Source organism: Corynebacterium sp. HMSC05H05 (assembly GCF_001807265.1).
Lineage (GTDB): Bacteria > Actinomycetota > Actinomycetes > Mycobacteriales > Mycobacteriaceae > Corynebacterium.
In genome coordinates, this window is the sequence record NZ_KV788368.1 from 28,056 (window position 1) to 51,192 (window position 23,137).

Annotated in this window: 21 protein-coding genes; 14 read left to right on the forward strand and 7 right to left on the reverse strand. The window is 65.0% G+C overall.

Annotated features, from left to right (window positions below):
• Positions 1-3: 3 nt before the first annotated feature.
• The gene (locus HMPREF3151_RS00140; RefSeq protein ID WP_070472109.1) at positions 4-843 is read left to right on the forward strand and encodes an HAD family hydrolase; all 840 of its coding nucleotides are present in this window, start codon (positions 4-6) and stop codon (positions 841-843) included.
• On the opposite strand, the gene HMPREF3151_RS00145 is transcribed toward HMPREF3151_RS00140, so the two are convergent.
• Positions 840-1,721, reverse strand: coding sequence for a hypothetical protein (locus tag HMPREF3151_RS00145; protein WP_070471948.1), 882 nt, complete (start codon positions 1,719-1,721; stop codon positions 840-842). The two genes, HMPREF3151_RS00140 and HMPREF3151_RS00145, sit on opposite strands and share 4 nt — an antisense overlap.
• 403 nt (positions 1,722-2,124) lie before the next feature.
• On the opposite strand from HMPREF3151_RS00145, the gene glpK reads away from it, so the two are divergent.
• Positions 2,125-3,585, forward strand: coding sequence for a glycerol kinase GlpK (glpK, locus tag HMPREF3151_RS00150; protein ID WP_070471950.1), 1,461 nt, complete (start codon positions 2,125-2,127; stop codon positions 3,583-3,585).
• Here glpK and HMPREF3151_RS00155 read toward each other — a convergent pair.
• The gene (locus HMPREF3151_RS00155) at positions 3,582-5,528 is read right to left on the reverse strand and encodes an N-acetylmuramoyl-L-alanine amidase (RefSeq protein WP_246815154.1); all 1,947 of its coding nucleotides are present in this window, start codon (positions 5,526-5,528) and stop codon (positions 3,582-3,584) included. The genes glpK and HMPREF3151_RS00155 overlap by 4 nt on opposite strands.
• Positions 5,529-5,687: 159 nt before the next feature.
• Between HMPREF3151_RS00155 and glf the strand changes: the two genes are divergently transcribed.
• Positions 5,688-6,878: a UDP-galactopyranose mutase gene (gene glf, locus HMPREF3151_RS00160; protein ID WP_070471952.1), complete on the forward strand. Its 1,191-nt coding sequence runs from the start codon at positions 5,688-5,690 to the stop codon at positions 6,876-6,878.
• 8 nt (positions 6,879-6,886) lie between these two features.
• Positions 6,887-7,138, forward strand: a complete 252-nt coding sequence (locus HMPREF3151_RS00165) for a hypothetical protein (RefSeq protein WP_083290083.1) — start codon at positions 6,887-6,889, stop codon at positions 7,136-7,138.
• A gap of 7 nt (positions 7,139-7,145) precedes the next feature.
• Here HMPREF3151_RS00165 and HMPREF3151_RS00170 read toward each other — a convergent pair whose 3' ends face one another.
• Complete coding sequence (locus HMPREF3151_RS00170) at positions 7,146-8,330, reverse strand: AAA family ATPase (RefSeq protein WP_070471953.1); 1,185 nt, start codon at positions 8,328-8,330, stop codon at positions 7,146-7,148.
• Positions 8,331-8,443: 113 nt separating this feature from the next.
• On the opposite strand from HMPREF3151_RS00170, the gene HMPREF3151_RS00175 reads away from it, so the two are divergent.
• From HMPREF3151_RS00175 to HMPREF3151_RS00200, 6 genes are all read left to right on the forward strand, one after another.
• Entirely contained in the window at positions 8,444-10,033 is a 1,590-nt protein-coding gene (locus tag HMPREF3151_RS00175; RefSeq protein WP_070471955.1) for a cation:proton antiporter, read from the forward strand.
• A 154-nt stretch (positions 10,034-10,187) separates the two neighbouring features.
• Positions 10,188-11,408, forward strand: coding sequence for an ATP-binding protein (locus tag HMPREF3151_RS00180; protein WP_070471957.1), 1,221 nt, complete (start codon positions 10,188-10,190; stop codon positions 11,406-11,408).
• A 74-nt stretch (positions 11,409-11,482) separates the two neighbouring features.
• The gene (locus tag HMPREF3151_RS00185; RefSeq protein WP_070471959.1) at positions 11,483-12,385 is read left to right on the forward strand and encodes a siderophore-interacting protein; all 903 of its coding nucleotides are present in this window, start codon (positions 11,483-11,485) and stop codon (positions 12,383-12,385) included.
• A 6-nt stretch (positions 12,386-12,391) separates the two neighbouring features.
• The gene (locus HMPREF3151_RS00190; RefSeq protein ID WP_070471960.1) at positions 12,392-13,411 is read left to right on the forward strand and encodes a FecCD family ABC transporter permease; all 1,020 of its coding nucleotides are present in this window, start codon (positions 12,392-12,394) and stop codon (positions 13,409-13,411) included.
• Positions 13,408-14,406 carry a FecCD family ABC transporter permease gene (locus tag HMPREF3151_RS00195; RefSeq protein ID WP_083290084.1) on the forward strand — a complete coding sequence of 333 codons (999 nt, stop codon included), beginning with the start codon at positions 13,408-13,410 and terminating at the stop codon, positions 14,404-14,406. Before HMPREF3151_RS00190 ends, HMPREF3151_RS00195 begins: the two co-directional genes overlap by 4 nt.
• Positions 14,406-15,173 carry an ABC transporter ATP-binding protein gene (locus HMPREF3151_RS00200; RefSeq protein ID WP_070471963.1) on the forward strand — a complete coding sequence of 256 codons (768 nt, stop codon included), beginning with the start codon at positions 14,406-14,408 and terminating at the stop codon, positions 15,171-15,173. The genes HMPREF3151_RS00195 and HMPREF3151_RS00200 overlap by 1 nt, the downstream gene beginning before the upstream one ends.
• 6 nt (positions 15,174-15,179) lie before the next feature.
• Here HMPREF3151_RS00200 and HMPREF3151_RS00205 read toward each other — a convergent pair whose 3' ends face one another.
• The 4 genes from HMPREF3151_RS00205 to HMPREF3151_RS00220 form a co-directional block, all read right to left on the reverse strand.
• Complete coding sequence (locus HMPREF3151_RS00205) at positions 15,180-16,127, reverse strand: ABC transporter substrate-binding protein (RefSeq protein ID WP_070471965.1); 948 nt, start codon at positions 16,125-16,127, stop codon at positions 15,180-15,182.
• Positions 16,128-16,239: 112 nt separating this feature from the next.
• Positions 16,240-16,575 (reverse strand): hypothetical protein, encoded by a 336-nt coding sequence (locus HMPREF3151_RS00210; protein WP_070471967.1) that lies wholly within the window; start codon positions 16,573-16,575, stop codon positions 16,240-16,242.
• Positions 16,576-16,602: 27 nt separating this feature from the next.
• Complete coding sequence (locus HMPREF3151_RS00215; protein ID WP_246815155.1) at positions 16,603-18,141, reverse strand: SulP family inorganic anion transporter; 1,539 nt, start codon at positions 18,139-18,141, stop codon at positions 16,603-16,605.
• 124 nt (positions 18,142-18,265) lie between these two features.
• Entirely contained in the window at positions 18,266-18,955 is a 690-nt protein-coding gene (locus tag HMPREF3151_RS00220; RefSeq protein ID WP_070471971.1) for a GAP family protein, read from the reverse strand.
• A 73-nt stretch (positions 18,956-19,028) separates the two neighbouring features.
• Between HMPREF3151_RS00220 and HMPREF3151_RS00225 the strand changes: the two genes are divergently transcribed.
• From HMPREF3151_RS00225 to HMPREF3151_RS00240, 4 genes are all read left to right on the forward strand, one after another.
• Entirely contained in the window at positions 19,029-19,601 is a 573-nt protein-coding gene (locus HMPREF3151_RS00225; protein WP_070471973.1) for a TetR/AcrR family transcriptional regulator, read from the forward strand.
• A gap of 88 nt (positions 19,602-19,689) precedes the next feature.
• Positions 19,690-21,639, forward strand: coding sequence for a glycosyltransferase (locus tag HMPREF3151_RS00230; RefSeq protein ID WP_141741242.1), 1,950 nt, complete (start codon positions 19,690-19,692; stop codon positions 21,637-21,639).
• Positions 21,629-22,129, forward strand: coding sequence for a phosphatase PAP2 family protein (locus tag HMPREF3151_RS00235; protein ID WP_070471974.1), 501 nt, complete (start codon positions 21,629-21,631; stop codon positions 22,127-22,129). Before HMPREF3151_RS00230 ends, HMPREF3151_RS00235 begins: the two co-directional genes overlap by 11 nt.
• Entirely contained in the window at positions 22,129-23,124 is a 996-nt protein-coding gene (locus tag HMPREF3151_RS00240; RefSeq protein ID WP_070471976.1) for a decaprenyl-phosphate phosphoribosyltransferase, read from the forward strand. The genes HMPREF3151_RS00235 and HMPREF3151_RS00240 overlap by 1 nt, the downstream gene beginning before the upstream one ends.
• The last annotated feature ends 13 nt before the right edge of the window (positions 23,125-23,137 follow it).

Here is a 23,137-nt window from a genome sequence, read left to right on the forward strand (position 1 = left end):
CTCATGCCTGTCGACGCCACCGGTGACGCCCCGCGCCTGATCATCTCCGACATCGACGGCACCTTCATCACCTCCGCCGGCCGCGTCACCGACAGGCTGCGTGCGGTGGTCACCCGCGCCGTCGAGTCCGGCGCCCACTTCGGCCTGGCCACGGGCCGCCCGCACCGCTGGCTCATCCCCGTGCTGGAGCAGCTCCCGCTTTCGCCTGTGTGCGTGTGCGCCAACGGGGCGGTGGTCTACGACCCGGCTTCCGACCGGGTACTGCACGCCTTCGAGCTCGCCCCGTCCGCGATGGCCGAGGTTGTCGAGGTGGCGGAGCGCGTGCTCGCCGGTGTGCCGCACGGCTACGGCGTGGAGCGCGTCGGTTCGTCCGCGCTCGACCCGGAAGAAGAGTGCTTCATCATCACCCCCGAGTACAACCGGGACGCCTGGGACAACCAATTCGGCATCGCCGACACCCAGACCCTGATCAGCCAGCCCGCCGCGAAACTGCTGGTGCGCTGCTCGTCCATGACCTCGGCGCAGATGTTCGAGCTCATCGCCCCCGAGATTGATCCGGAGCTGGCGCACGTGACCTACTCCATGGACGAGGGCCTGATCGAGGTGTCCTGCCCCGGCGTGGACAAAGCCGCCGGCGCGCGCTACCTTGCCGAGCGCTACGGCGTGACCGCCACCGACGCCATCGCGTTCGGCGACATGCCCAACGACCTGGAACTTCTGCGCTGGGCCGGCCGCGGCGTGGCCATGGCCAACGCGGCGCCCCTGCTTCACGACGCCGCCGACCACGTCACCACCACCAACGACGAGTACGGCGTCGCGCGCGTGCTCGAGCGCTGGTTCTAGCTCGCCTGCTGCTCCAGGCCCGCGAGCCAGGTGCGGTACGGCGTATCGATCCGGCTGGGCAGCTGGTGAACCCCCGGACGCTGGTCAATGGCGTTCTGGATCTGCGCGATGAACTCCGCGGTTCCCGCCCTGTCCCAGCCGACCCTGCGCACCACGGCGCCGTGATTCTGGAGTTGGGTTTCGCGGTGGCGTTCCCGTCGTAAAGCTTCTGCTGCATCCCCGAACACCCCGCTGTTCTTCTCCAGCCCGTCCGCCTCGAGCACGAGAAGGCCGTTGATGAGCACGTCCGCCCAAGCAACAGTGGGCCACCCGTCTGCCTCGGTGATGCGGAACCCCACCTGGAACTCGATGGTTTCCACCCCCGTGAGGCGGCCCTCCGCGATGGCGCGCAGAATCGCATCTCGCACGATGGTCTCCAACGCGCTGGCCGAGGTGTCCGCAGAGTAACAGATCAGCTCACGGAACGCCTTGATGCCGCGGGCTCGGGTGAGCGATTCGGTCTTTTCCAGCAGATAGTCCGTGGTGAGGTGCTCGTGCTTGAAGCGCGCCGACTCGATCTGCACCAGCGCCTCCATCGGGCCGTAGTAGCGAAACGAGTCGAACATCGCACGAATCGCTGTCGCGGTACGGATGCCGTTGTGCTCGACGAACTCGGCGTCGCGGAGGAGGCCGCCGTGGTACACCTTGCGCGGATCTTTGTCGCCCCACGTCCGGGAGTTTCCGGGTAAGGCGAGATCCACCTTTGTCACCCAAGTCTTTGTGGAAAGGCCCAGCCAGCGCGCTGCTGCCGGGCCGGTGATGACTGCTGTCTTGCACCGCGAGGCGATGTCCTTGATCAGCTGGATTTCTGCGTCGCGTTTCTGCTGTAGATCCCCCATGCGCTCACTATGCCCCTCGCGGTCGGGCGGGTGAAGAGGAGGCCTGTTGATTTCAGTGGACAGCGATGTCTACACACTTTTTGGACGCGGAGTCTGGTGACTTTTTGGACGCGTCGGCGTTGGCGTCCCCGCTGGTGGTGGTACGAATCTGTTAGTAGTGCTGATCTGCTAGTTGGCTCGGAAGCGCAACTAGCAGATCAAGTGTCCAAGTTTGTGTTTGCCCAGGTGATATTGAATGCCGTTGTCGGTAAGAGTGTGATCTGCTAGTTCGGGGTCGGGCTGATGCGGGGGCAACTAGCAGATTCGCAACAACTAGCAGGTCTGCAGCCTCGTCCCTGACTGCGAGCCGCAAGCACCCGGCCACCGAACAAGGACCCCAACGCCCACCCGTAGAATCGCGCGCATGGCTTTGATTGCGGCGATTGACCAGGGCACGACGTCGACGCGCGTGTGCATCACACGCACCGACGGCAAGGTCGTCGCCCAGTCGCAGTTCGAGCACTCCCAGCACATGCCGCAAAAGGGCTGGGTGGAGCACGATCCAATGGAGATCTGGCGCAACACGCGCCGGGCCTTGAGCGAGGCGCTCGCGGACGAGGACATCAGCGAGCAGGACATCGACGCGCTCGGCCTGACCAACCAGCGCGAAACCGCCGTGATCTGGGAAAAGAAGACCGGAAAGCCGATTTACAACGCTATCGTGTGGCAGGACACCCGCACGAATCACGACGGCGATGCCGAAAAGTACCTGCGCAAGACGGGGCTGTTGCACAACTCGTACCCGGCGGCGCCGAAGTGGGCGTGGATCCTGGATAACGTGCCAAACGCAAGGCAGCGCGCGGACAACGGCGAGCTGCTGGCGGGCACGATCGACACCTGGTTGATCTGGAACCTCACCGGCGGCGCGAAGGACTTGGACCGTGCGCTGCATTTGACGGATGTGACCAACGCGTCGCGCACCCTGCTTATGGATTTGGAGACGCTGCAGTGGGACATGCAGCTTTGCGACGAGCTCCGCATCCCACCGCAAATCCTCCCCGAGATCCGCCCGTCGGTGGGCAACTTCGGCAAGATCCGCCCCCGCGGCCCGCTGGCGGGCGTGCCGATTACCGGCGTGCTGGGCGACCAACAGGCCGCGCTGTTCGGCCAGGGCGGCATCCGCGAAAACGACGCGAAGATGACCTACGGCACGGGGCTGTTTATGCTGCTCAACACCGGTGCGACGCCGAAGTTCAGCGACCGCGGCCTGCTCACCACCGTGGCGTACCAGGTCCAGGGCCAGCCGCCGGTGTACGCGCAGGAGGGCTCGGTGGCGGTGGGCGGTTCGCTGATTCAGTGGCTGCGCGACCAGCTGGGCATCCTGGGCACCGCCGCGGAGTCGGAAACGTTGGCCAGCCAGGTCGAAGACAGTGGGGGAGTGGTGATCGTCCCGGCGTTTTCGGGCCTGTTCGCGCCGAGGTGGCGCCCTGATGCGCGTGGGGTGATCGTGGGGTTGACCCGGTTCGTCGATAGGCGGCATATTGCCCGGGCCGCACTCGAGGCGACGTGTTTGCAGGCGCGCGAGGTGGTGTGCGCGATGGGCGGGGAGCCGAAGGCGCTGAAGGTCGACGGCGGCATGACCACGAACGACCTGCTCATGCAGATGCAGGCCGACATCCTGGGCCTGGCGGTCGAGCGCCCCGCGAACACGGAGACCACGGTGATGGGTGCGGCGTCGGCGGCGGGCATGGGGATTTCGCTTATCGACGAACCGTTGACGCTCGGCCCCGCAACCACCTGGGAAAGCGAAATGGCCGGCCCCGAAAGGGACCGGCTTGTCGCCGCGTGGGAGGACGCGGTGTCGCGCTGCCTCAACCTCGCCTAGTTCGTGTTGATGTCCACCGCGTTGGTGGACGGGTTGAAGGTGATGAAGCCGCCTTCGAAGTCCACGCGCACGGTGTCGGCGGTGGGGTTGAACTGCTGCGTCACCGGCATGCCCAGCGGGCCGGCGTCCAGACCCTGCTGCAGCCAGGCCTCGGCGATCTTGCCCACCAGGGCGATGATCTCGCCTTCGTTGTTGCGGGCGCCGATGCCGTTGGAGTACAGCGCGACTGCCGGGCCGGTGGGGCCGCCGACGCCGGCGACGAGCTTGCCCAGGGTGGGCTCAAGTGCGGTCCAGACTTGGGCGGCCTCGCTGGAGCCGAACGCGTTGAGGGTAGGCGCCACGGCCGGGCTGATCTGCTTGGCCAGGTCGGCTGCCTGCGCCAGCGTCAGGCCCTCGAAGACCTCGGTGTCGCCGGCAGTGGAGACGGTGGGCAGCTTGTCCTGGGCGGCCAGGAACAGCAGCACCAGGCCGATGGCGGTGCCGGCCACGGTCGCGATGGCGTTCGGGTCACCGGAGGACAGCGCGGCCAAGGTGCCGTCGGGGGTGCCGTTGCTCGGGCTGCCCTGGCGCTTCGGCGTCGGTGTCGGCGCGGTCGCGGTGGCGCGGGAGTTCGGGTCTGCCGGGGCAGCATCCGTCGCGGTCGCAGTCGTGGTCGTCGTGGTGGACGTGCTGTCGTTGCCGCTCAAGCGGTCCAAGATGGAGCCGATGCCGGAGCGGCTGCCGCCCAGGGAGCGGTACTTCGTGGCCGCGGTTGCGCGGATCACGGGCAGCTTGGAGTACAGGTTGTCGCCCGGGCAGGTGTTGTAGTGGAAGTCGCGGTGGGCGTTGATGTTGTTAAACATCGCGCCCTGGCCGGCGGCGTACTTGGAGCCGCGGAAGTTGCCCTCGGCGACGTGGTAGCTGGAGCCGGTGGGGTCGAAGCCCGCGACGGCGGCCTTCCAGCCGATGATTTCGCCCATGGCGCGCAGCGCGGCCGGGGTGGGTTCGGCGGTCTGGTAGTCGCCCAGCATGGACACGCCCCAGGTGTTCTGGTTGAAAGAGCCGACGTGCGCGCCCTGCGGGCCGCGGTCCATGCCGCCGGCGCGGCCCTCGTAGATGTTGCCGTACTTATCGACGAGCGCGTGGTAGCCGATGTCGCCCCAACCCAGGTTGTTGGTGTGGTAGTTCCAGATGCCGCGCACGATGCCCGGTGCCTCGGCCTCGGAGTAGTTGTTGGAACCGGCCGTGTGGTGCACGGTGGCGGCGGTGGTGGGCTCGGAGTAGTACGGGGTGCTGCTGCGGCCGGCGCCCCACTGCGCGCGGGTGACCACCTCGGGCATGCCGCGGGTGTAGGAATCGGCGACCGGCTGGATGCCGCCTTGCGCGGTGCCGGTGCCGCCGTCCAGGAACACGGCTTCGATGTCGTTGGCGGTGGTGGGGGCGTCGGAGACGGCGCGGCCGCCTTCAAGCAGGTCCACGTTGCCGGTGGAGACCTGGATGCGCTTCGTGCGGCCGACGTAGATCGGCTCGGTGCCGAACTTGTCGGAGCCCGCCTGTGGGTCAGCCGGGTCCATCTCGAACCACTCGGACCAGGCGCCGTCGGCCTTCTGGGAACGCACGTAGGCGGCCACATCCCGGTCGCCAGCCCAGGTCAGGCCCACGATGGAGAACTCGCGGTCGTTGGTGAACTCCTTGACTACGCGGCGCACGCGATCTTCTTCGCCGCCCTGGGTGCGGATGGCGGCGTCGTCGACGGTGATGTTGTCGCCGGCCGCGAACGACGAGGTGGTGGTGTAGACCTCCGGGGCGCCTGCGCCGAGGGACTGCACCTGCAGGATGCGGTTGCCGCTGAATGCGTTGGCGGCAACGAGTGCTGTGACGAGGAGGATGGACACGATCACGGGCATGATCGCGGCCCGGGCGGGTCGGGCCGCGCCGCCCTGAATGCTGCGACGTTGCTGCACAGTAATACTCCTGGGGTTCTTGGCGTTCACTGCGAAAGCAGTGGCAAATGTGACAGAAACGAAGTGTAGTGCAAGTTCAAGTCTCAAGAAAGACTTGAGACTTCTGTGGCGTGTCGCGGCGGAGCTCCGTCGATAGGCAACTGTGCGAAAATAGACCTCATGGCATACGACCTCATTGTTGTTGGATCGGGTTTCTTCGGCCTCACCGTGGCCGAGCAGGCGGCGAGCGAGCTGGGCAAACGCGTGCTGGTGGTGGAAAAACGCGGCCACATCGGCGGCAACGCGTACAGCGAAAACGAGCCGGAAACGGGGATTGAGGTGCACAAGTACGGCGCCCACCTGTTCCACACTTCTAACGAGCGGGTGTGGGAATACGTCAACCGGTTTACTGACTTCACGGATTACCAGCACCGCGTATTCGCGATGCACGACGGCACCGCCTACCAGTTCCCCATGGGACTCGGCCTGATCAACCAGTTCTTCGGCCGCTACTACTCGCCGGAAGAGGCGAAAAAGCTCATCGAGGAGCAGCGCGAAGGCCTCGACCCCGCGGCTGCGACGAACCTGGAGGAGCGCGGCATCGCCCTGATTGGCAAGCCGCTCTACGACGCGTTTGTGAAGCACTACACCGCCAAGCAGTGGCAGACCGACCCGACCGACCTGCCGCCGGAGATCATCTCGCGCCTGCCGGTGCGCTACACCTTCAACAACCGCTACTTCAACGACACCTACGAGGGCCTGCCCGTCGACGGCTACGCCGCGTGGCTGGAGAAGATGGCGGAGCATGAGCTTATCGACGTCCGCACGAACACCGACTGGTTCGCCGTCGCCTCCGAGGTCCGTGCCGAGAACCCGGACGCGCCGGTGGTTTACACCGGCCCGTTGGACCAGTACTTCGACTACGCCGAGGGCCGCCTGGGCTGGCGCACCCTCGACTTCGAGCAGGAAGTCCTCGAGGTCGGTGACTTCCAGGGCACCCCGGTGATGAACTACAACGACGCGGACGTGCCGTACACCCGCATCCACGAGTTCCGCCACTTCCACCCGGAGCGCTCCGAGTATCCCACCGACAAGACGGTGATTGTGAAGGAGTACTCCCGCTTCGCGGAGGACGACGACGAGGTCTACTACCCGATCAACACCCCGGAGGACCGCGAGAAACTCGAAGCCTATCGACGCCTCGCGGCAGAAGAATCCGAGCAGAACAACGTCCTGTTCGGCGGCCGGTTGGGCACCTACCAGTACCTGGACATGCACATGGCGATCGCGGCGGCGCTGACCCTGTTTGACAACCAGCTGCGCCCGTTCTTCGAGTCCGGCGAGCCTTTGTCGCAGCCCCGCGGGCACTAGGGGGCGGCATGGCAATTCAAGAGATTTTCGTTCACCCCGACTGTCCGGACTGCGCGGGCATCATCGTCGAGTACAACGACAACCCGAACAGCTTCGGCGACGCGGAGCTTGTCGACGTCACCGAGCTCGGCAGTCTGAAGCGTTTCCTGCACTACCGTGACCGGCTGTCCGGTTACGCCGCCGCTCGGGACGCCGGCAAGATCGGGGTGCCCTCGAAGGTGCTCGACGGCACCACGGTGGAGTTCTTCGACGCGGTGTAGCTTCGGGTCACTCCGGCCATATTCTAAATTGCTCCATGGCCTCGGTGGCGGGGTGTGAGCGCAGATACTCGCGCATGTAGGGAAGTTCGTAGTCGACAAACCCGTGCGAGGTTGGCCGGATCATTTCGGCGTCGATTAGCCGCTTTCGGTATTTGCCGGCGTACTGCGAATCCACGCCCATCCGTGTTGCGATTTCAGACATGCGGGAAGGTCCGTCGTCGGCAGACATTGCGGTGAGGAATGTCCGGTCCACTTCAGATAGGTCTGCGAGTGAAGGCTCATGTACCAGCTGTCCAAGTTTGCGACGAGCATCGGCGATACCGCTGGTTACTGCGTCCACATCGATCACATCGCCATGCAGGTTGCGGAACGCGTGCTGCCCAACCAGCTGAATCATGAAGGGATACCCGCCGGTTGCGGCAGCAGCGAGGTCTAGCGCATTTTCCGTCCACATGACTCCAATCTGTGACGTGGTTCGATCTAGTGCGTCGCGTACGTCTGCAATTGGGACCATCCCAGTTTCAATACGGTTTGCTCTCCGGAGAAACGTCACGGGATTTCGGCCTTCATCCGCGGCGAGAAGCGGTTTTACCGCGCCGGGAATACCTGCCATTGCCACGGCGATTTCCCGATCTTCTCTCACGAGATGCTGGATCGTCGTACCAAACTCGACGATCTCGTTCATGTGGGCGTAATGCAGTTCGTCGAGGGTGATAAGAAGCCCAACTGGGTCTTGGCCGAGGCGTTCATCTTGGGCCGCCTGGTGATCGAAGAACTCCTCGAGCACGGTACGCAGACTCGGGATCGGTGAATACGTTGAGGTCGATTCAGTTGTGAACCCCAAGTTCAGCGGTCCGGTCACACCGCTAAGTCGGCGTTTGGGTTCTCCCGCTTCGTCCTGAAGGAGGCGGTAGGCGCGATCGCGAATGCGTTCAATGAATCCCCTTGTCGTTGTTTCGGAGATGACGTGCCAAGAGTGGGCCTTTGCGACGCCTTCGAACTCGTTGAGGAGGACGGTCTTTCCCACGCCCCTGGGCCCAGTCACTATGGAAATGCGTTCGTGACTGCCCGGTCCGTCCCAGATTGCGGAGTCGAAGTCGTGAAGGAAGTGCTCACGGCCTGCGAGGACGGGTGGAGTCTTTCCTACCGTCGCGGTAAACGGGTTTCGTCGACGGGGCGGAATTGACGGCATAGCTTCCTCCTTACAACCTCTTACTATTTTTACTATTTTTACTATTTGACGTCTAGGGGGGAGATGGACGACAACTCCGCCTGCTACTTCACCGCCCCGTACACTGACCCACCGTGGGAACTTTCATAGCACTAATCGGCCTACTGCTGGCCACCGTCCTTGTCGCCGCGGTGGGTGAGCGCACCGGCCTGCCGTGGCCGGCGCTTCTGACCGTGGTGGTCGCGCCGGTGATCTTCATCCCCGGCATCGACACTGTCTCCATCGACCCGCACCTGATCCTGCCGATCTTCCTGCCGCCGCTGCTGTGGTCGCTGGCCCGGCGCACGAGCTGGGGGCAGATCGGCTCGCAGCTCAACGTGGTGCTGACCATGTCGATCATCCTGGTGTTCCTCACCATCGCCGCACTGACCGCCACAGCGATGTGGATGCTGCCGGGGCTCAGCTTGGCCACCGCGATGGTGCTCGCCGCCGCGATTGCCCCGCCGGACCCGGTGGCGGTGGACGCGGTGGCGGGCCCGGCCGGCATCCCGAAGCGCATCACCGGCACGCTGCAGACGGAGGGGCTGTTCAACGACGCCGCCTCCATCGTGACCTTCAACGTCGCGATGGCAGCCGCGGTCGCGCACGGCGAGGTCGACTTTGGCAAGGGCGTGTTGCAGTTCCTCTACGCCGCCATCGCCGCGGTGCTGATCGGCCTCGTCGTGGGCAGGCTGGCCGCTGTCTTTGCCAACTCCGTGCCTGATTCCGTGATCCGCACGGCGTTTACCTGGGTGCTCCCGTTCGCCATCTACGCAGGGTGCGAGGCCATCGAAGCGTCCGGCGTCATCGCGATCGTCATCGCCGCGGTGGAGATGTCCTCGCGTTCCGCCATGACCGCAGAAGACCGCCTGACCGGCCACTCCTTCTGGGAGACGGTGGAGCTGCTGTTTACCGGCGTGGCGTTCGGCCTGATCGGCATGAGCGTGCGCGACGCGCTGGACACCGCGGGCACGCACATCTGGCAGGCGGTGCAAGTGGGCGTTGTGCTGTCCGTCGTCGCGTTCGCGGTGCGCTTCGTGTGGATGTGGGTGCTGTACAAGCTCAACGAGAAAAAGCGCCGCACGAACGTCTCCCCGCTGCGGCTGCAGGAGGTCCTGCTCATGGCGTGGGCAGGCATGCGCGGGCTGGTCACGCTGGCGCTCGTGCTGGCAATCCCGGCGTCGGCGACGAGCTACCACCACGAACTGTCGGTCATCGCGCTGACCGTGCTCACTTGCACGATGGTGGTGCCGGGGTTGTTGCTCCCTTGGCTCGTCGACAAGCTTGATCTGCAAAACGGGCCTGGCGCCGACAAGGCGCTCGAGGAGCTGAACCAGCGGGCGTACGCGGCTGCGCGTAAGGCGGTGCGCGAGCACGGCGAGAAGCACCAGCCCGAGGCCTACGCGATGGTGCAGGAGTGGCTGAATTCGTTTGCGGAGAAGCGCTTGCAGGATCCGGAAGGCTCCGAGGAGCGCAAGGAAGCCTTCAAGCGCGCCCGCGCTGGTGCGGTGCAGATGCAAGATGTGGCGTTGCGCGCCGCCAGCCGCGAGCTGCAGCGGGCGCGGCGCGAGCGCCGCTATAACCCGTCCGATGTCGACGCGGTGCTCGCTGACTTGGACCGCCTCATTCTCGCGCGCGACCGCAAGGCTCTCACTGGGCCGAGCAGCTTGTGGGAGCCGAAGTAAGGGGCTTTTGCCTATCGACGAGCCCCCGGCCCGCCCCGTTTTCAAAATGCCAAGCGGATCGCTTTCAAAACGCCAAGCAATCTGTTTTCAGAATGCCAAGCAAACCGTTTTCAAAATGCCAACCTGGATCGTTTAGCTGCTAATATGCGGCTGTATGGCGAACGGATATATTCCACGGCTGGCGGATGCTGAATTGGTGCGGTCGCTCCGCAGGCAGGGCGGTGTCCTTATTCAGGGACCAAAAGGTTGTGGAAAGACAGAGACAGCGAAACAGCAAGCCGCAAGTTTTCTGAACGTTGAGACCGATCCTGGCGTCACCCTCGCTATGGATAATGACCCGCGGCTGCTGCTCGAAGGAGCCACACCGCGGCTTATCGACGAATGGCAGCTGCAGCCGAGGTTGTGGGATTTCGCACGGCACGCCATTGACGAGCGTCAGGCGAAGGGGCAGTTCATCTTCACCGGTTCCACGGCCCCCGGGGCGAACGCAACGAGCCACTCGGGTGCCGGCCGGTTCGCACGAATGACGATGTCGACGATGACCCTTTTTGAAACCGGAGAATCGGATGGGTCGGTTTCGCTTGCTGCGGCAGTTGCAGGGGACCCGTTGCCGTTTTCGGCACCAGCGTTAACACTGCCGCAGCTGGCGGAACGAGTGTGTCGGGGTGGCCTTCCTTACAACGTTGGTCTCCCATTTGAGGATGCGCTTGAAAACGTCCGAGACTACGTACAAACCGTTGCGGCCGTGGATGTCCACGCCCCTGGCAGAGTGAACCGTGATTCAGAGCGGGTGAGGCGGATGATCCGTTCGTTAGCTCGTGGTGTGGGCACCGAGCTGGAGCTGCAAACCATCGCGACCGATGCCGATACCTCGCGGGAAACAACCCGGGACTATCTCGATGCCCTGGCGAGCATCTTCGTCTCTGTGGACCAGCCTGCGTGGTTCACGCACCTGCGCTCTAAAGCGACGTTGAGGAAAGCGCCGAAGCGCCATCTCGCTGACCCCTCCTTTGCTATGGCGGCGCTGGATCGTGGGCCGGAGCATCTCCTTCGAGATCCGGCGTACTTCGGCCAACTTTTTGAGTCACTTGTGGTTCACGAACTACGTGCGTTCACGGGCAGAACGGTGTATCACGCCCGGCTTAATACGAAGCTGGAGGTCGACGCGGTCGCGAACGTCGGCGGCCGGGATGTGCTGGTCGAGGTAAAACTGGGCTACACCCCAGAGGTGATTGAGCATGCGGCCGACACGCTCAAGAGGTTCGCAGGGCACCTTGATGACGACCCAGCCTTGGTGGTGATCACCTCGGGAGGACCCGCACTCCGCCGGAACGACGGGGTTGCAGTAATTCCTATTGGGGCTCTGGGGCCGTAGTTAAAGTTGGCGCTTTTGCTGATCGACAAGCCCCGCACTTTTGTTAAGTTAGGCAATCCTATATAGTTCGTGCGGTGAGTTTCCGGCCCTTCCTTGCAACAGTCGTTCGCAGCGAGCGCATCGCACCGAATTTTCAACGTGTGACGTTCACTGGTGTCGACGCAATGGGTCCCGCTGTGCCCATCATGGATCTGCGGATCAAGCTCATCATCCCGTCGGAGGCAGGGCTTGTTGATTTGCCGGCCGAGGGGTGGTGGGACCTCTGGCGCGCCATGCCGGAACACACGCGCGGGCATCTCCGCACCTACTCCATTCGCGTCCTCCGGCGCAACGACGGTGACCCGGACGAACTCGATGTGGATTTCGTGCTGCACGGCCACAACGCTGGGCCGGCCTCCGCGTGGGCAGAAAGCGCGCTGCCTGGGCAGGCGCTGTGGATCATTGGGCCGACCCGCGATGACGCGTCTGGCGTCGGCATCGAATTCGCTCCCGGCGCTGCCGCGGCAGCTCGACTGTACGGCGATGAAACTGCCCTTCCCGCGATCTCCCGAGTGCTGGAGGACTGGCCTGAAGACCTCGCCGGTTCCGCCGATATTGAGGTGCCGGTGGGCAACAGACTTCAAATCGATGCGCCTGCCCACGTTGATGTCCGCTGGCACTTCCGCACCGAGCCCGAAGTCGGGCATGGGGACAAGCTCTACGCGCAGCTTAAACAGGACATTGAGCCGCTGCGGGGCCGAGCAGCTCCCACCACCGATGAGCCCGATAACGACGGTGGCCTCCAGCGAGACAATGTCTGGGAAACCCCGACGTATTCGGGAAGCGGGGAATCCATCAACAGTGGGGCGGGCGCGTCCGGACATACCTACTACTGGATCGCCGGCAAGAACACTTCGGTGAAAGCGATGCGCCGCCTGTTGGTTAAGGAGGCGGGATTGCCGCGCGAGCACATCTCGTTCATGGGGTATTGGCGGTGACAGGCCATGAGTGCGACTAGACGCGCGGGATTCGCCATTGCGCTCGGGATTTCGGCTGTCGCCGCGGTGTTGCTCTCGCTCGCCGTCGGCGCGCGGCAGATGGGCGTGGCAGAAAGCGTCAGCGCTGTGCGTGACGGGCTTGCCCTCGCGTTCCACACCGAATCTGGGCAGGTCAGCGAGGAGGCGCAAGTGGTTGCCCAACTGCGGGTTCCACGCACGCTGCTCGGACTGCTCGCCGGCTCGGCGCTAGGCACAGCAGGAGCTCTGCTCCAGGGGCACACTCGCAACCCGCTGGCTGACACAAACCTGCTGGGCATCGCCCCGGGGGCGGCGCTTGCGGTGGCTGCAGCAACCGCCGTGTTCGGCTCGCTGCCGGTGCTGGTCGCGGTGGGGGTAGGTTTCCTCGGCGCGACAATGGCGGTAGTGCTCGTCTTCGCACTGAGCGCGCGAAGCCGCGGATCCACCCCGATCACGGTGGTGCTCGGCGGGTCCGCGCTCGGGGCGGTGTGTTCCGCGCTGACTAGCGGCATCGTGCTCACCAGCACGCAAAGCCTCAATGACATGCGGTTTTGGACGGCGGGCTCCGTCGCGGGCCGGGACATGCACATCGTCGCCGCAGTCGCCCCGGTCATACTGGTCGGCCTGGTGGCTGCGTTCGCCACGGCGAACCGGGTGAACATGGTGAACTTGGGCGATGACGTCGCGCACTCTCTCGGAGTCAACGTCGCGGCTGCACGCGCGATGGGGATCCTGCTGGTCGCCCTGCTTGCTGGTGCAGCTGTGGCGGGGGCGGGCCCGATCGGGTTTGTCGGCTTGGTCGTGCCGCATATCGTCCGCTCCGTGACCGGGCCGGATTACCGGCTGGTGCTGCCGTGCTCCGCGCTTGCCGGTGCGACGCTGCTGCTCCTCGCGGATGTCGCCGGCCGGGTCATCGCCCGCCCCGGTGAGCTGCAAGTTGGCATCACCCTCGCATTCGTCGGCGCCCCGTTCGCCCTGTACCTGCTGCGGAAGGGGGCGAAGCTGTGACCCGCACATTTGCAGTCAATGTCGTGCTCGCGGTGTGCGGGCTCGTCGTCGCGCTCGGAGGCATCATGGTGGGGGAATTCGGGCTTGGGCTTCACGACGTCCTCGCCGCCCTTACCGGACAGTCCACCGGCATGGCCCGCACCGTGGTCGTTGAGTGGCGCCTGCCGCGTGTTGCCACGGCACTGGCGGTGGGGGCCGCGCTCGGATTTGCGGGCGCGATCTTTCAGACGATCACTCGTAACCCGCTGGCCAGCCCAGACATCCTGGGCGTTGTTTCAGGTGCGTCGTCGTTCGCACTCACGGCGCTCCTCGCGGGTGGCGGTACCGGGGCGCTGCTCAGCGCGCTCGGAGTGCCGCTGAGCGCGTTTGTCGGCGGGATAGCGGTCTCCTTGGCGATGTGGTGGCTCAGCCGCGGGGGCGGTCTGGGATCGTTCCAGCTCATCTTCGCCGGCATTATCCTCAACGCCCTGGCGGTGGCGTACAACTCCTTCCTCCTCGTCCGCGCCGACTACCGCGATGTGGGCAAAGCCCAGGCGTGGGTGACCGGCTCTGTCGGATCCTCAGGTTGGGGTGACGCCGCAGCTGTGTTGGTGGCGCTTGCGCTGGTTGTGCCGCTGCTGCGCTGGGCGGCGTTCCAGCTCGAAGCCCTCTCTCTCGGGGACGACACGGCTGCGGGGCTGGGCGTCGACCCGCGGCGCACCCAGCTTGCGCTCATGGTGCTTGCCGTGGCGTTGACATCGACGGCGGTGGCGGCTTCAGGCCCGATTGCTTTTGTGGCGTTTGTGGCGCCGCACGTGGGCCGTCGATTAGCGCATGCCCCCACGCCCCCACTCGGTACCGCGATGATTGCCGGCGCGCTGATCGTCGCCGGTGCGGACCTCGCGGTGCGCACCGTTGTACCGGGAGACTTGCCGGTAGGCGTGGCCACGTCAGCGTTCGGCGGGGCGGCCTTGCTCTACGCGCTGATGCGCGCGACCAGAAAGGTGACCTTGTAATGCTTCACGTGCGTGATCTCACCGTCAGCTACGGTGCGGCAACGATTATCGACGGGCTCGCCCTCGATGTCCCACGCGGCGGCGTCACAACTATCGTCGGGCCGAACGGCTGCGGTAAATCAACGTTATTGCGCGCGGTTGCTGGCCTGATTCCGCGTGAGCGCGGCGAGGTTGTCCTGGACGGCCGAAACACCGCGGAGATGAAACGCCGAGAGATCGCCCGCACGCTCGCTGTGCTGCCGCAAACCCCCGTAGCGCCGGACGGGCTGACGGTGCGTGACCTGGTCGGGCGCGGGCGCCACCCGCATCAGACGTGGCTGCGCCAGGCCTCGGAGAAAGACAGCGCGATGGTGGACGAGGTGATGGAGCTGACTCAGGTGTCCGAGTTTGCGGAGCGCCCGCTCGAGCGGCTCTCGGGCGGGCAGCGGCAGCGCGCGTGGATCGCGATGGTGCTCGCCCAAGACACCCCGCTCGTGCTTTTGGACGAGCCGACCACGTATCTAGACCTTTCCCACTCCGTCGAGTTACTTGCGCTTATTCGCCGTCTCGCCGATGACATGGGGCGCACCGTGGTCATGGTGCTGCACGATTTGAACCTCGCGGCGCGTTTTTCCGACCAGTTGGTCGTGATGAAAAGCGGCGAGGTCCAAGCGGCGGGCACGCCCGCCGAGGTGGTGTCGGAGCAGTTGCTTGCAGACGTATTCTCGCTGCCCGCCGTGGTCGCCGAGGACCCGGTGGCAGGAGGGCCGCTGATCGTGCCCCGCTAGCGCGCTCTAGAGCTCCTGGCCAATCTGTGTGATCGCGTACGGGATGGTCAGCGGGTTGGGCATGCTCATCGCGTTGGCGGTGTCGGTGTCGAGCCAGTGCACGCCCCCGCGCGTGTTGACGTCGAGGTTCGCAAACGAGGCATCGTTTTTCAGCGCGTCGATCGCGCCGTAGTAGTCCAGGATGAACACGTAGTCCACGTCGTTGAGATCGGAGTAGTTCTCTGGGGACCAATCGATGAAGAAGCTGGATCCGTCACCGTTGAACTTGTCCGGAATGGTGAACCCGAGCTTTTCAATGAAGGAGCCGCGGCCGTCGCTTGCCGTGTACACACCGAGCTTGCCGTCGTAAGGCATCCCGATGACCGCGGTCTTGCCCTGCAGCTCCGGATGCGCCTGCCGGAAGTCCGCGAAAGCCTGCTCGGATTCCGCGATGAGCTTGTCGCCCTCCGCTTCCTGCCCCAACGCCGCCGCGATCTCCTTAATCTGCTCGTCCCACGGCACCTGCCAGTCTTCGTGTTGGTCGGAATGGAAGGTCGCCGGCGCAATCTGCTGCAACAGTGCCTGCTTGTCGCTGTCGAAACCGCTGTTAACGGCGATGATCTTGGTCGGATCGAGCGCTGCGACCTGCTCAGCGGTGTCGGTGCTGAACTCGGTGGTGGTGTTGCGGATCGGGTTCGCCTCGGCGGTGAGCTTGTCTTTCGCCCACGGTCCGAGGCCGGACGGATCGCCCGTGCCCTCTGCCTCCCATGTGGCGTAGCCGACCGGTTGCTCCCCTAATGCGAGGACGGTGTCCACGTCGCCAAGCCCCAGCGTGACAATGCGGTCGTTCGACCCAGCCGCGTCGGTGTGCTGGCCGGAGTCGGCGGACTCGCTGGAACAGCCGGTGAGCAGCAGCGCAGCTGTAGCGAAGGTAGCGGTCAGCCGCTGAAGTGACAGTGGGGAAGTGCGTTTCAAGGTTCGCCCTTTCGGTCGGGAACAAAAGCACCCTGGGTTAGGTGTGCCTAAGCTAACGTGATTATTTTAGGGTACGCCGTCGCCACCGGGCAACACCTAGGTGGCCCGGGCTTTAGCGGTGACCGTCGCCGAACTCGCGGCGGAAGTTGCCGTCCCAGTCGTAGTCCGCGCCCGGGTCCTGGGTGCCGAAGTTTCCCTGCTCAAAGGTGTCCGGCTGCTGGTCGCCGCTGCCCTGGATCCCCATCACCAGAAACACCGCACCGGTCACCGCGCCCGCGATGCCGATGAACACGGCGGTGGAGCCGGTGAGGAACGCGAACGAGAGCACGGCCACCACGATGCAGGCTGCGCCGATGGCGTAGTTGCGCGCCGGCGAACCGGAGCTGTTGCGTGGTCCACCTGCGGGGCCGTGGGGGAGACCGTCGTCGTTGTATCCCTTGAACTGCATGATTCGCAGCCTACGGGAGAAGCGCCGCTATTGGCTGTTGAGTTTTCCGGACAGGCGGTCCAGGCGGTCCTTGCTCGGCCCGTCGAGGCCGACGATGGTGACGGTCTTGCCTCGTTCCTCGAACTTGCGGGTGACGGAGTCCAACGTGGCCACGGTGGAGGCGTCCCACACCTCGGCTGCGCTCAAGTCGAGGACGATGTTTTCTGCCGGGTCGGTGTAGTCGAACGCGTAGATCAGGTCGTTGCTGGAGGCCCAGAACAGCTGGCCGTGGATGCGGTAGGTGCGGGTGTCCACCTGCCCATCGTTGGTGGTGTCCTCGGCGGAAACCTGCTCGACGGAGGCAAGGTGTGCGACGCGGCGGGCGAAAGTGATCATCGCGGTGATCACGCCGAGCACGACGCCGACGGCGAGGTTGCTGGTGGCAAGCGTTGCTACGACGGTCACCAGCATCACCACGGTCTCCGACAGCGGCATGAATTTCAGGGTGCGCGGGTGCACCGAGTGCCAGTCGATGGTGCCCACAGACACCATGATCATGATGGCCACGAGTGCCGCCATCGGGATCTGGCCCACCACGTCGCCGAGCAGCAGGATGAAGGCGAGGAGGAATACGCCGGCCAGCAGCGTAGACAGGCGGGTGCGCGCCCCAGATTCGCGGACGTTGATCATGGTCTGCCCGATCATGGCGCAGCCGCCCATGCCGCCGAAGATGCCGGAGGCGATGTTCGCCACGCCTTGGCCCCAGGATTCGCGGGTTTTGTCGGAGTGGGTGTCGGTGATGTCGTCTACAAGCTTGGCCGTCATCAACGACTCCAGCAGGCCCACGATTGCCATAGCCAGGGAATACGGCGCGATAATCTGCAGCGTCTCTAGCGTCAGCGGCACGTCCGGGACGAACAGGCGCGGCAGGGAATCCGGCAGCTGCCCCATATCCGACACAGTGGGGACGCGGAATCCGGCAAACCCCACGACAGCGCTGATGGCGACGATGGTGATCAACGGGGCGGGGATGGCGCCCGTAAGCTTCGGCCATCCGATCATGATCGCGATGCCAGCTGCGACGAGGACGTAGACGACCTTTGGTACGTCGATAAGATGCTCCAGCTGCGCGGTGAAGATCAAAATACCCAGCGCGTTGACGAACCCGGTCATCACAGAGCGGGGGATGAAGCGCTGCAGCTTGGCCACCCCGAGGGCCGCGAGCACGATCTGCAGCACGCCCGCCAGCAAGACGGTTGCGATGAAGTAGTCCACCCCATACTCGCGGGCCACCGGGGCGATGACCAGGGCGACTGCACCCGTGGCGGCCGAGATCATCGCGGGGCGGCCGCCGGTGAACGCGATGGTGATGGCCATGATCACCGAGGCGAACAGCCCAAGCGCCGGATCAACGCCGGCGAGGATGGAAAACGCGATGGCCTCGGGGATGAGCGCCAGCCCGACGGTGAGGCCCGCCAGCACCTCCTTGCGCAGGCGAGTAGGCGACGAAAATGCGTAGCGGAAGGATTCCACAACGCCCGTCGGGGCGAGCGGTTCGCGAGTGGTCTCGGTGTGAGGGGCAGCCATAGTCATACCGTTTTCAATGCGTAAGATGATGTCCCCTCGGGCAGGTGAGGGTACGAAATCGTAGCTACCGTATCGGTCCCGCGCTGTGAGCGCCAATGCAGCCGCCGCGCGAAAACGGTCTTGGTCACGAGGCGGGGAGGTCGCCGCGGATCGTCGCAAAGCTGTACGCCACCATGTAGATGCCGACGATGGCGGCGATCCAGAGAAGCGTCACTTTCGCCTCGTACTCGAGGCGGGGGATGAGGCGTTCGAGCCGCGGGAAGAACTTCTGACCGAAGAGCAGCGCCAAGGTGGCGAGGATGACTGTCGGCACAATCATGACGAGGCAGTAGACGCCCACGGCCCCGACCTTTGCGGTAGACGGGATATCCCAGCTGCCGATGATGCCCATCGCTGCGATGTACGGCAGCATCGTCGCCGCCTCGGTGAGAGATGCGCCGAGGCCCAGGGCGACCATGCTCGGCACGCTGCTTGTGGCTCCGGCTGCGCGTTTCGGCAGCTGCCCGGGTTCGGGCTTCTTGGGGTTGGGGCCGAAGATGCCGAAAAGCGCGAGGGCCGCGCCCAGCGTCAACGTGATCCAGGGGAAGACATCGGTCTGCATGACCCGTTCGGCGACCGACCCCAGTCCTGCGAATCCGAGGAGTATCCCGAGCCCGAGGAGGAAGTAGACCGCCGCGACGGTGATCAAGTACGCGGTCAGCGCCGGAACGCGGACGGCGCGCCAGTGGACGATAAGCGCAAGGGGGATGACAAGGGTGCCCAAGCTCAGGCTGTCGAGCAGCGCCAAACCACCAACTGCGATGACTGAACCCATGGGGCGCTCCGATTCTCTCGTACGAACGTATTACGCCTTACGAACGTACGAGAAAGTAGGCTGGTACGCAACCATGAATGACTTTTCCCTGGACCATCAGTTTTCAGAATCGGCCGCGACCATCGCCGACGCGACCATTCGCATCATCGCGTCGCGCGGCCTCGATGCCGTGAGCGTGCGGGAAGTGGCGAAGGAATCCGGGTTCGCCGCCGGCTCGGTGCAGTATCACGCCCCGAATAGGGACGCCCTGCTAGCGCACGCGTTCATCCGCTCCATCCAGCGCCAGAGCGAGCGTGTGGCGGCGGTGCCTGAAAGGGAAGGCGAGCTCGAAACCTGGGTAGCGAGGCTTGCCGAGCTCCTCCCGACCGGAGGGGTGCGTTCCGAAGATGCCGCGATCTGGGTCACGTACGGTTCCGCTTCTGCAACCCGGGGCTGGATTGCGAAGCTCTACACCGAGGTGCTTGAAGACTTTCAGGGCAGCGTTGTCGCTGCGCTCGGCGGTGGGGAGGGTGCAAAGCCCAAAGCGCGCCTAGTTACCGCGCTAATCAACGGTCTCGCTCTGGATAACCTGCGGGTTCCCGAATCGGAGGCCGACCGCATCGTGGCAGACCTTCGCGAAGGTCTGCGCCTCCTCTTCTCCAGCTAGCACCGCACCGAACCGCGAGCCACACCAAGGAATCACCTTTGGAGCGATTACGCTTGGCTCCAACTGCCCACAACAGAAAGTGAGAGCTGTGGAGACGAGCAAGACCCTCGCCGTGGACACGCTGCAGCGCGTCCTCATGCCCAAAAAGGGCGAGCCGCACGACGTGCGCATGCTGTACCTGATCGAGCAGGAGCACAACAAGCAGCGTCTGCGCTGGTCCGACCGCACGAGCTTCGAGGTCCCCGCGGGCAACGAGGTCAGCTTCGAGACGTACTTCAACGCGTTCCCGGCGAGCTACTGGCGCCGCTGGTCGCAACTGGACACCGTGGTCCTGGCCATGGAGGTCGAGGGGCGCGCGACCATCTCCGTCTACCGGTCCAAGCACGACGGCACGCGCGTGAGCGTCACCAACGTCGAGGCAACCGGGCGCACCGAGATCCCGCTGAAACTCAGCAACTTCGAGGATGGCGGCTGGCTGTGGTTCGACATCACCGCCGAGGACGACACCCGCATCTCAGGCGCCGCGTGGTGCTCGCCGCAGGAGCCCAAGGAGCAGGTGCTTGACGACGGCACCGTGGTCCCGCCCCAGCCTAAACAGGTCGCCGTGGGCATTCCCACGTTCAACCGCCCCCGCGACGCCGTCAACGCGCTGCACGCGCTGGCGGAGGACCCGTACGTGGAAGCCTGCATCAGCAACGTGCTCATGCCGGACCAGGGCAACCAGCACCCGGCGGACGAGCCGGACTTCGCCGAGGCCGAGAAGAACTTGAACGGCAAGCTCGAGATTTTCCAGCAGGGCAACCTGGGCGGCTCCGGCGGCTACTCCCGCATCATGTACGAGGCGCTGAACAGCACCGACGCGCCGTTCATCCTGTACATGGACGACGACATCGCCATCGAGCCGGACTCCATCGTCCGCGCCGTGCAGGCCGCGCGCTACGCGGCACAGCCGATCCTGGTGGGCGGGCAGATGCTCAACCTGCAGGACCGCAGCCAGCTGCGCACCACCGGCGAGACGGTAGACCCGGAGATCTTCATGTTCTCCGCCGCCAAGCACGCCGTCTACGACCACGACTTTGCCAAGTACCCACTCGGCTACGTCGGCACGGACGAAGAGGACCTGGATCCGAAAAAGACCACCTCACGTCCGCTGCACCGCCGCATCGACGTGGATTACAACGGCTGGTGGATGAACCTCTTCCCGCGCGTTGTGGCGGAGAAGATGGGCCTGCCGCTGCCGCTGTTTATCAAGTGGGACGACAACGAGTACGCGCTGCGCGCCAAAGAAGCGGGCTTCCCCACGGTCACCTGGCCCGGCGTGGCCATCTGGCACATGGCGTGGGCGGATAAGGACGACGCGATTGACTGGCAGGCGTACTTCCACATGCGCAACCGCCTCATCGTGGCCAGCATCTACGGCCCGGACAACCCGGAGGCGATGCTGAAGAACATGCAGAAATCCACCGCGAAGCACTACTTCTGCATGGAGTACTCCACCATCGCCATCCAGAACGAGGCGATGCGCGACTTCCTCGCCGGCCCGGACCAGCTCTTCGACATCCTCGAATCCTCGCTGCCGCGGATTCAGGGCATCCGCAAGGAGTACTCGGACGCGCAGGTGCTGCCGTCCGCGACCGACCTGCCCGCGCCGACCGGCGCGCCGGGCGTGCCCACCAACAAGGTCGGCGGGCGCCTGGCCAAGATCAAGAAGATCCCGTGGGCGGTCAAGGCGCTGATGCACCTGCGCAAGGACGAGGACCGCGCGCACTGGGACGCGCCGCAGCTCAACCTCACCGCCGAGGAGGCGCGCTGGTACACGCTCGCCCGCGTGGACTCGGCGACCGTGTCCACCGCCGGCGGCACCGGCGTGGCCTTCCGCAAGCGCGACAAGAAGCTTGCCGACGAGCTGGTGAGCGAACAGAAGGAACTCCGCGAGCAGATCAAGGAGCGCTGGCCGGAGCTCAAGCGCACCTACCGCGACGCGCGCGGCGAGCTGACCAGCCACGAGAACTGGGGGAAGATCTTCGATGCGCAATAAAGAGGTCGACCTGCTCGTCGCTATCCAGGACGAGCTGTACACCCCGGAAACCGCGAAAGCCGCCCGCGCGCTCAGCCACTTCGGCGAGCATGACCTCGGTTGGTTGGCGGTGGCGGGGCTTGGCGGAGCCGTCGATAAGCAAAATCGCTCCAAGTGGCTCGCACTCGGCGTTGGCACCTTCGCCGCGCACGCCGCGACCGTGGTGCTCAAACGCATCGTGCGACGCCCGCGGCCGAACGACCCGCGCGTGACAATCGGCGTGAAAACGCCCTCGCAGCTGTCGTTTCCCTCCTCGCACGCCGCGAACACCGGCGCCGCCGCCGCGCACCTGGCGGACATCACCGGAAGGAAGTGGCCGTGGCTGCTCGTGCCGGTGATGATGCTGTCGCGTAACGTGCTCGGCGTGCATTACCCAACCGACACCCTCGCAGGTGCCGCCTTGGGCGCGGCAACGGCGAAGGTGGCAATCGAGGCTGAGAAGAGGATCTAGTGGCAAACACCCGTGAACCCGTGGACGAGCCCCTGATCAAGTCGGAGCCGCACACCTCCGGCGTTGACCAGGTGATGAAGAAAACGCCGCCGAAGAACCTCCCGGACGCGATGCTCAAGGGCCTGCGGCCGAAGCAGTGGGTGAAAAACGTCCTCGTGCTGGCAGCTCCCTTGGCCGCCGGCACGGACGCCTTTAACTCCCGCACCGCCGTGGACATCCTCCTGGCGTTTGTGGTGTTCTGCTTCGGCGCGTCCTCGATCTACCTGATCAACGACGCGCGCGACGTCGAATCCGACCGCCGTCACCCCACCAAGCGGTTCCGCCCGATCGCGTCCGGCATGCTGCCGATCAACCTGGCGTACGTCATGGCGGCGGTGCTCATTGCGCTCTCGCTTGGGCTTTCCCTTCTGGCTACCGACGGCACGTCGCTGGCCTGGGTCATCGGCATCTACATCGCGCTGCAGCTGGGCTACTGCTTCGGCTGGAAGCACATCCCGGTGATCGACATTGCCCTGGTGTCCTCCGGCTTCATGCTGCGCACCATGGCCGGCGGCGTGGCCGCAGGCATCGACCTGTCCCAGTGGTTCCTGCTGGTGGCCGCGTTCGGCTCCCTGTTCATGGCATCCGGCAAGCGCTATGCCGAGCTGCTGCTGGTCAAGGAGACCGGCGCGGAGATCCGCCGCGCGCTGCAGGGCTACACCGAGACCTACCTGCGGTTCGTGTGGACGCTGTCCGCCACCGCGGTGGTCATGTCGTACGCGCTGTGGGGCTTCCAGCTGTCCAACTCCGTCGAGGGCACCGCCGCCATCTGGTACCAGGTGTCCATGGTGCCGTTTGTCATCGCGATTCTGCGCTACGCCTCCGTGGTGGACGGCGGCCAGGGCGGCGCGCCCGACGAGATCGCGCTGGAGGACCGTGTCTTGCAGCTGCTCGCCGCGGCGTGGCTGTTCTGCATCGCCATGGCCGTCTACGTTGTGCCGAACTTAGGCTGGTAGCGCTTCACCCACT

Bases quoted from the DNA above. Each gene is read 5' to 3' on its own strand.
- HMPREF3151_RS00140 (WP_070472109.1), top strand. From the start codon at position 4: ATGCCTGTCGACGCCACCGGTGACGCCCCGCGCCTGATCATCTCCGAC.
- glpK (WP_070471950.1), top strand. From the start codon at position 2,125: ATGGCTTTGATTGCGGCGATTGACCAGGGCACGACGTCGACGCGCGTG.
- HMPREF3151_RS00220 (WP_070471971.1), bottom strand. From the start codon at position 18,955: ATGGGTTCAGTCATCGCAGTTGGTGGTTTGGCGCTGCTCGACAGCCTG.
- HMPREF3151_RS00190 (WP_070471960.1), top strand. From the start codon at position 12,392: ATGAGTGCGACTAGACGCGCGGGATTCGCCATTGCGCTCGGGATTTCG.
- HMPREF3151_RS00165 (WP_083290083.1), top strand. From the start codon at position 6,887: ATGGCAATTCAAGAGATTTTCGTTCACCCCGACTGTCCGGACTGCGCG.
- HMPREF3151_RS00210 (WP_070471967.1), bottom strand. From the start codon at position 16,575: ATGCAGTTCAAGGGATACAACGACGACGGTCTCCCCCACGGCCCCGCA.
- HMPREF3151_RS00235 (WP_070471974.1), top strand. From the start codon at position 21,629: ATGCGCAATAAAGAGGTCGACCTGCTCGTCGCTATCCAGGACGAGCTG.
- HMPREF3151_RS00215 (WP_246815155.1), bottom strand. From the start codon at position 18,141: ATGGCTGCCCCTCACACCGAGACCACTCGCGAACCGCTCGCCCCGACG.
- glf (WP_070471952.1), top strand. From the start codon at position 5,688: ATGGCATACGACCTCATTGTTGTTGGATCGGGTTTCTTCGGCCTCACC.
- HMPREF3151_RS00145 (WP_070471948.1), bottom strand. From the start codon at position 1,721: ATGGGGGATCTACAGCAGAAACGCGACGCAGAAATCCAGCTGATCAAG.
- HMPREF3151_RS00180 (WP_070471957.1), top strand. From the start codon at position 10,188: ATGGCGAACGGATATATTCCACGGCTGGCGGATGCTGAATTGGTGCGG.
- HMPREF3151_RS00225 (WP_070471973.1), top strand. From the start codon at position 19,029: ATGAATGACTTTTCCCTGGACCATCAGTTTTCAGAATCGGCCGCGACC.
- HMPREF3151_RS00200 (WP_070471963.1), top strand. From the start codon at position 14,406: ATGCTTCACGTGCGTGATCTCACCGTCAGCTACGGTGCGGCAACGATT.
- HMPREF3151_RS00170 (WP_070471953.1), bottom strand. From the start codon at position 8,330: ATGCCGTCAATTCCGCCCCGTCGACGAAACCCGTTTACCGCGACGGTA.